Origin of the sequence: Brachybacterium sp. UMB0905, from assembly GCF_002871795.1 — a bacterium.
Lineage (GTDB): Bacteria > Actinomycetota > Actinomycetes > Actinomycetales > Dermabacteraceae > Brachybacterium.
Genome location: NZ_PNHL01000006.1, coordinates 131360 through 138057, shown reverse-complemented (window position 1 = coordinate 138057; position 6698 = coordinate 131360). Strand labels below are relative to the sequence as shown.

At 70.5% G+C, this 6698-nt stretch carries 6 protein-coding genes and 1 tRNA gene; 4 read left to right on the top strand and 3 right to left on the bottom strand.

Translation table 11 applies throughout. The features are described 5' to 3' along the window. On the top strand, positions 1 to 1412 hold a 1412-nt coding region (gene gndA / locus CJ197_RS07595; RefSeq protein WP_102236137.1), incomplete at its 5' end, for an NADP-dependent phosphogluconate dehydrogenase. A 72-nt stretch (positions 1413 to 1484) separates the two neighbouring features. On the opposite strand, the gene CJ197_RS07590 is transcribed toward gndA, so the two are convergent. Further along, positions 1485 to 1754, bottom strand: coding sequence for a hypothetical protein (locus CJ197_RS07590; RefSeq protein ID WP_102236136.1), 270 nt, complete (start codon positions 1752 to 1754; stop codon positions 1485 to 1487). A 150-nt stretch (positions 1755 to 1904) separates the two neighbouring features. Continuing rightward, complete coding sequence (locus tag CJ197_RS07585; protein ID WP_102236234.1) at positions 1905 to 4064, bottom strand: helicase-associated domain-containing protein; 2160 nt, start codon at positions 4062 to 4064, stop codon at positions 1905 to 1907. A 61-nt stretch (positions 4065 to 4125) separates the two neighbouring features. Between CJ197_RS07585 and CJ197_RS07580 the strand changes: the two genes are divergently transcribed. Next, positions 4126 to 4199: transfer RNA gene (locus CJ197_RS07580), tRNA-Leu, on the top strand. Between the two features lie 24 nt (positions 4200 to 4223). Here the strand turns inward: CJ197_RS07580 and CJ197_RS07575 are convergent. After that, positions 4224 to 5294 carry a serine hydrolase gene (locus CJ197_RS07575; RefSeq protein ID WP_102236135.1) on the bottom strand — a complete coding sequence of 357 codons (1071 nt, stop codon included), beginning with the start codon at positions 5292 to 5294 and terminating at the stop codon, positions 4224 to 4226. A 74-nt stretch (positions 5295 to 5368) separates the two neighbouring features. Here CJ197_RS07575 and CJ197_RS07570 point away from each other — a divergent pair, with 74 nt between their 5' ends. Together CJ197_RS07570 and CJ197_RS07565 are read left to right on the top strand one after the other, a co-directional pair. After that, entirely contained in the window at positions 5369 to 5920 is a 552-nt protein-coding gene (locus CJ197_RS07570; protein WP_102236134.1) for a helix-turn-helix transcriptional regulator, read from the top strand. 5 nt (positions 5921 to 5925) lie between these two features. Continuing rightward, positions 5926 to 6675, top strand: coding sequence for a YggS family pyridoxal phosphate-dependent enzyme (locus CJ197_RS07565; protein WP_102236133.1), 750 nt, complete (start codon positions 5926 to 5928; stop codon positions 6673 to 6675). Positions 6676 to 6698: the final 23 nt, after the last annotated feature.

Sequence of the window (6698 nt, the reverse complement as noted above, 5' to 3'; positions counted from 1 at the left end):
GCAAGACCGAGCACGTCATCGACACCTACGGCTCCGAGGGCGAGTTCTTCCCGTCCGAGTCGATCGCCGACTTCGTGGCCTCCCTGCAGAAGCCTCGCGTGGCGATCATCATGGTCAAGGCCGGTGCCGCGACCGACGCCGTGATCGACGAGCTCGCCTCCCACATGGAGACCGGCGACATCATCGTCGACGCCGGCAACGCGCTGTTCACCGACACCCGTCGGCGGGAGGCCGCGCTCAAGGAGAAGGGCCTGCACTTCGTGGGCACCGGTGTCTCCGGCGGTGAGGAGGGAGCCCTGAACGGCCCCTCGATCATGCCCGGCGGCACGAAGGAGTCCTACGACCGCCTGGGCCCCATGTTCGAGAAGATCTCCGCGCACGTCAACGGCGAGCCGTGCTGCACCCATGTGGGAGCCGACGGGGCCGGGCACTTCGTGAAGATGGTGCACAACGGCATCGAATACGCCGACATGCAGGTGATCTCCGAGGCCTACGACCTCATGCGCAAGGCGCTGAACATGGAGGCCGCCGAGATCGGCAAGGTCTTCGAGGAGTGGAACCGCGGGGACCTGGAGTCCTTCCTCATCGAGATCACCGGTGAGGTGCTCGCCCACGTCGATGAGTCCACCGGCCATCCGCTGGTGGACGTGATCCTGGACCAGGCCGCCCAGAAGGGCACCGGCGCCTGGACTGTGCAGACCGCCCTGGACCTGGGGGTTCCGGTGACCGGCATCGCCGAGGCCACCTTCGCCCGCTCCACCTCCGGTGCCGCCCAGGAGCGCGCCGCCGGCCGCGAGGTCCTGCCCGGTCACGCCGAGGACGTGCCCGTCGAGGACCGCGAGCAGTTCATCGACGACCTGCAGAAGGCGCTGTACGCCGCGAAGCTGGTCTCCTACTCGCAGGGCTTCGAGGAGATCGCCAAGGGCGCCCGGGAGTACGACTGGGACATCACCCTGGGGGACATGGCGAAGATCTGGCGCGGCGGCTGCATCATCCGGGCGAAGTTCCTGGACCGCATCACCGAGGCCTACGAGCGCAACACCGAGCTGCCGCTGCTGCTGGCCGATGAGTACTTCACCCGCGAGATCTCCGCGTGCATCCCCGCGTGGCGCCGCGTGGTGGCCTACGCCGCTCGCGCCGGGTTCCCCGCCCCGGTGTTCGCCTCCACCCTCGCGTACTACGACGCGATCCGGGCTGAGCGTCTGCCCGCCGCCCTGGTCCAGGCGCAGCGTGACTTCTTCGGTGCCCACACCTACAAGCGCGTGGACCGCGACGGCAGCTACCACGTGGAGTGGACCGGGGACCGCACCGAGGTGCGCACCGACGCCGACGCCGATAAGAGCGGCGTGACCCACGGCGCCGTGGATCGGGAGGCCGGGGAGGAGACCCAGGCCGCCTCGACCGAGAGCTGATCACCCCACGCAGAAGGCCCCGGACCAGGAGGTCCGGGGCCTTCGCGCTGCGGTGCTGTGCGCAGGGGTGGATCAGTAGGTGGTCGTCGTGCCGATCAGCACGCCGACGAACACGACGTACAGAATGATGCCGAGGATCGTGAGGACCCACATGATCGCGAAGGCGATCCAGGCCCACTTGGTGAACTTCTTGGCGGTCTCCGGCTCGGTATCGGCCTTCAGGTAGCCGAGCAGGCCAAGCACACCCGGGATCGCGCCGCCGCAGAGGAAGCCGACGATCGTCGCAATGAGCGCATTCTTCTTGATGGCTTCGACGTCGAAGCCGGAGTTCGGAACAGTCATGGTCTTCCCCTCGTGGTCCTGTGGTCAGATCATCCGCCGGCGCGGATGCCGACGGCGTTCGTCCAGGACGGAGCGTTCAGTGACCGTTCCTGGCGGCTGAAATTGTAGCCCGAAATTCGCTGCGCTGAGCAAAGGGGCCACTCAGCGCGTTCATCCCAGAGTCACGCGATGCACCAGGACGCTCAGCTCCGTGCCATCGGCCTGCCGGGCTCGCAGCCGTCCGCCCTCCAGGGACAGCGGCACCACCTGGTGCGTCTCGATGCCGCCGCGACCATCCACCACGCCCAGGCGCAGCTCGCGGCCCTCCGCAATCGCCTCCAGCAGCCGGTCGGTGAGGGACTTCTCCTGCTCACCGGCATCGGCTGCACGGATGCGGGCCACCGCCTCCGCAGCCGGGATCCGCAGCTCCGGGCCCTCCACGGTGACCAGGTCCGGTTCCACCGGGCCGCCGCGCAGAGAATGCGTGAGGTCCTCGGGGGCGGGGGCGCCGTCGGGCCCGACGGCCTGCGGAGCGAGCCCCGCCTCCCGCGCCACCTGCAGAGCGAACCCCGGATCGGTGAGAGTGACCGCGACCGTAGGGGCCAGGCGTCGCAGCTGCAGGGCCGTGGCCTCCGGGGATGCCTGCAGCAGATCCAGCACCTCCGCCTCGGCCGTCAGCACGGTGGAGGCGCGCCCCACCCGAATCCGGCCGTGACGGCGCTGCTCATCGCGCAGCAGATATGTCAGGGCCTGCGGGATGGGGGAGCGGGAGGCCTTCTCCAGTAGGGCCAGCAGCGCATCGGCGTCCCGACCCTCACCGATCGCGCGGCGCACCGCGGCGGGGGTAAAACGCAGGGTCAGTGCACCACCGCGGGAGATGACCTCCGTCCAGTCCAGCAGCACCAGCAGCTCCGGGGCGGGCCGACCCGGCACCACCGCGGTGAGATCCGCATCCAGCAGCACCTCGGTGACCGGCGGCGGTGCGAGCTGCAGCAGGCACGCCGCGAGGCGCTCATGGGCCGTCGGGGCGGGCTCCTCGAGCACCGCCACGAGCTCCTGCCCGAGCGCCGTGAGGGCCCCGTCCTCGATCACGCCGAGCACCCGGCCCTCGGTCAGCAGCGCCGCGGTCTCCTCCCGGATCACCTCGGCGGGCACCCGCGGGAACGCCCAGGCGAGGCTGCGGGCGAGCGACTCCTCGGTCGCGCTGAGAGACGGGGTGGTCTGCAGGGCGCGCAGCAGGGCGCCGCGGCGCGTGCGCACGCCTTCACGGCGGGTCTGATCCGACAGCAGCGGCCGCGGCGCCCCCGTCGGATCCGCGGTGCCCGCGAGGGAAGCCACATGGTGGCCGCGTGCCCAGGCCAGCACCAGTTCCGCCCAGCGCTGCTCGGCGGGCAGCAGCGCATGCTCGTCCCAGTCGCGCGTGGGATGCCACTCCTGCCCGTCATGGCCGATCAGCCCCGCCTGCCAGGCGGCCTGCAGGATTGTGGCGAGCGTCGAGACGGGGGTGCCCGCCCGCTCGGCGAGGCGCCGCAGATCCCGCTGCGGCAGGCCGCCGCGGCGCAGCACCCCCGGCGGGTCATCGTCGAAGGAGCGCACGGTCGCGGCCAGACGCAGCGCCTCGAAGGCCAGCTCGACCGCCTGCGCAGTGCGGGACCCCGGCACCGTCTCGATGAGTGCCTCTCCCTCCGGCAGGGGCCGACGAGCATGGTGGGCGGCGTGGACCCGGCCACCGCGCAACGCCAGCTGCACAGGGCGGGGAATCCGCAGCTGACCGTCGTCCCCGGCGACCACGATGCCGCGGGCGATGAGCTGGGTGGCGAGCTTCCCGCTGCCCGCCACCGCGGAAGGCCCCCAGGCGAGGGTCTCCAGGACGGAGCTGAGATCCTCGCGGGAGCGCTCGATGATCTGCGCGGCCTCTTCCGGGGCCGGATCGGCGGGATCCGGGGCGGCGAGCCCCGCCGGGGTGCGCAGCCCCTCGCGCAGCGGCCGGATCAGGTGCAGCTCATCCTCGCCCCACACCAGTGCGAGGGTGATCACGCGCTCGAGCGCCCCGGTGATCTCCTCGGGACCGGCGCCGACGGCGGCGGCCAACTGCGCGGGGGAGGAGCCATCGGGGATCACCGCGAGCGCCTCGATGAGATGCAGCTCCGGCAGGGTGAGGGCGTCCAGGGCCCGTCGGGCCGAGGTGGGTCCGGCCGCGCGGGCGGCCAGCGGCCCCACGCCCCGCGGTGGCGGCGAGGCGAGGTCCGGCCGGGCGACGAGCAGCGCCTCGAGGCGATCGTCGCCGAACCGTCGCAGGGAGTCCGCGAGGGACCGGATCACAGCCGTCATGGTGCGCTCCAGCATAAGGTGAGCCCCTGCGAGGAGACCGGGGACGCGCACCCCGGCACGCGCCCCCATAGCCCAATCGGCAGAGGCGACCGACTTAAAATCGGCACAGTCCGGGTTCGAGTCCCGGTGGGGGCACCGCGGTGGGCCGACGGGCCACGGTCAGAGGGGTCGGCGGGCCAGAGCCCGAGCGATGGCGATGTGGGTCCGGAAGCTCTGGTTCATGGCGCGGGTGGAATGGAAGTTCAGCACCACGTGGGCGTCGTGGTCGCGGTAGTGGAACGCGTGCGCTGCGGTCAGTCCCAGGCCGCCCACCGGCCGGGGCAGGCCCCGCAGGATGAACGGCATGAACCCGTCGAACTGCAGGGTCGCGAATCCGAGGCCGTAGTGGATGCCCGGTCGCAGCCGCGAGCGCGGCCGCGTGAGGTCCGCGAGCAGTTCCGGGGAGATCAGGCGCCCCTCGTACACAGCACGCTGGAAGGCAATGAGATCGTGCGCGGTCGTGATCGCGCCGCCGTCCACCGATCCGATGCTGAGCGCGGGCATGCGGCTGACATCCGTGCCGGCCAGCAGCATCGGGGACAATCCTTCGGGCTCCGCCCCGGGGCGCAACTGGTGGGTCCGCGTCATGCCCGCCGGTGCGAAGACTTCCCGGTGCAGCAGGTCGGCAATGGGTGCCCCGCCGGCCTCTTCGGCCAGCAAGGACAACAGGGCGTATCCACCATCGGAATAGTGGAAGCGTCCGCCCGGGCGAGCTGCGGCCGGCAGCCCGGTCATCTCGGCGACGAAATCCTCGATGGCCCACCCCCTGGACGGATCAGCGGCGATCGCCGTGAGCGAGCAGGCAGTTCGGAAGCCGCGTGGCGGCAGGAACGGGTCCGGCAACCCGGCGCGATGGGCGAGCAGCAGCTCCACGGTGATGTCCCGACCTGGATCGACCCCGGGGAACGCAGGCAGCCTCGCCAGGTCGATCCGCTCACCGAGCACCTCCCGGATGGGGGTGGACAGGCTGAGACGGCCGTCCTCGACGAGCCGTCCGATCACGACGGCCAGGAAGTTCTTGCCGATGCTGGCAGGGTGGAAGGGCTGTTCGAGATCGCCGTAGCCGAAGCTGATCTCCGGAGTCTCGATGAGTACCTGAGGTGCGGGCAGCTGCGGCGCGCGGCGACGGGTCACGCGGTCCAGGGCGGGACGAAGAGTGGCGTTCAGCCAGGTGTTCAGGGGGTGCATCATGCAAGACTCCTCGATATCTCTACGAGACATGTCTAATCGATATGTGTCGGCGAATCAACGGCTACGATGGGGCGATGGCGCACGTGATCCTGGGATTGCTCCTGCTGCGCCCGATGAGCCTGTATGACCTGATCCGCGCCTTCGAGTCCGGGGTGTCGCTCTTCTACAGCGCCAGTTCGGGCAGCATCAAGCGCGCACTGGACGGACTGCGCGAGCATGGCCGGATCGAGGTTGGCCACGTGGGCGCCCGTGGACGCAAGGTCTACCGGGTGACCGAATCGGGGCGCGCTGCCTTCCATGAGTGGATGACCGGGGACATGGCCAGCGGGGATACCGAGACTGCCATCCTGTCCCGGCTGTTCTTTTTGGGGTTGGCGGCGCCCGCCGAACGCCGCCGCATCGTGTCGCGGATGGAGGCGCTCATCACCGCCGACCTGGCCCGTCTTCAGCAGGTTGCGGACGGGTTCGATCGGGCGGAGGTGCCTGATGAGTTGGCCGAGGTGGCGGCCTATCAGCGGGTGACGCTGGACTACGGCATCGCCAGCCATGTCTTCGCGTTGGAGTGGGTCCGGTCCCATGTGATGGACGAGCGGACGTCGTCACTTCTTCCCTGTCGGCCACAATAGAGCCCATGACCTCCGCGCAGACCGTCCCCGATCCGCCCGCTCCCGACCAGCTCGTCGACCGCCTCGATGGCGTGCTCGAGCGCATCGACGCCGCGGCCCGCCGGGTGGGCCGCGACCCGCAGGAGATCACGCTGCTGCTGGCCACGAAGCTGCGCACCCCCGCCCAGATCGCCGAGGTAATCGAACTGCTGCGGCAGCGCGAGCGCCGCATCGCGGTGGGGGAGAACCGCGCCCAGGAGATCGCCAAGCATGCCGACCCGCTGCTCGCGGACAACGGCGTGCCCCGGCACTTCATCGGCCGCCTGCAGACCAACAAAGCCCGGGACGTGGTGGCCTTCGCGCAGATGGTCCACAGCGTGGATCGGCCCGATATCGCCGATGCCCTCGAGCGCCGCGCCCAGATGGCCGAGAAGACCCTCGAGGTGCTCGTGCAGGTCAACACCTCCGGGGAGGAGTCCAAGGGCGGATTCGCCCCCGAGCTCGAGGCGGTCACCGGCATCCTGGAGCGGCTGCGGGAATCGCCCGTGCTGCGGCCCGTCGGCCTCATGACCATCGGCGCGAACACCACTGACCTCGAGGTCGTGCGGGCCTCCCTGCGGTCCCTGCGTGAGCTGCGCGATGCCGCGCGGGCGGCCACCGGCATCGACGGACTCACCGAGCTGTCGATGGGCATGAGTGGCGACCTCGAGATCGCGGTCGAGGAGGGCGCGACCATCGTGCGCGTGGGCTCGGCGATCTTCGGTCCGCGGCCCTGAGGGAGCAGGTCACCGTTCGCTCA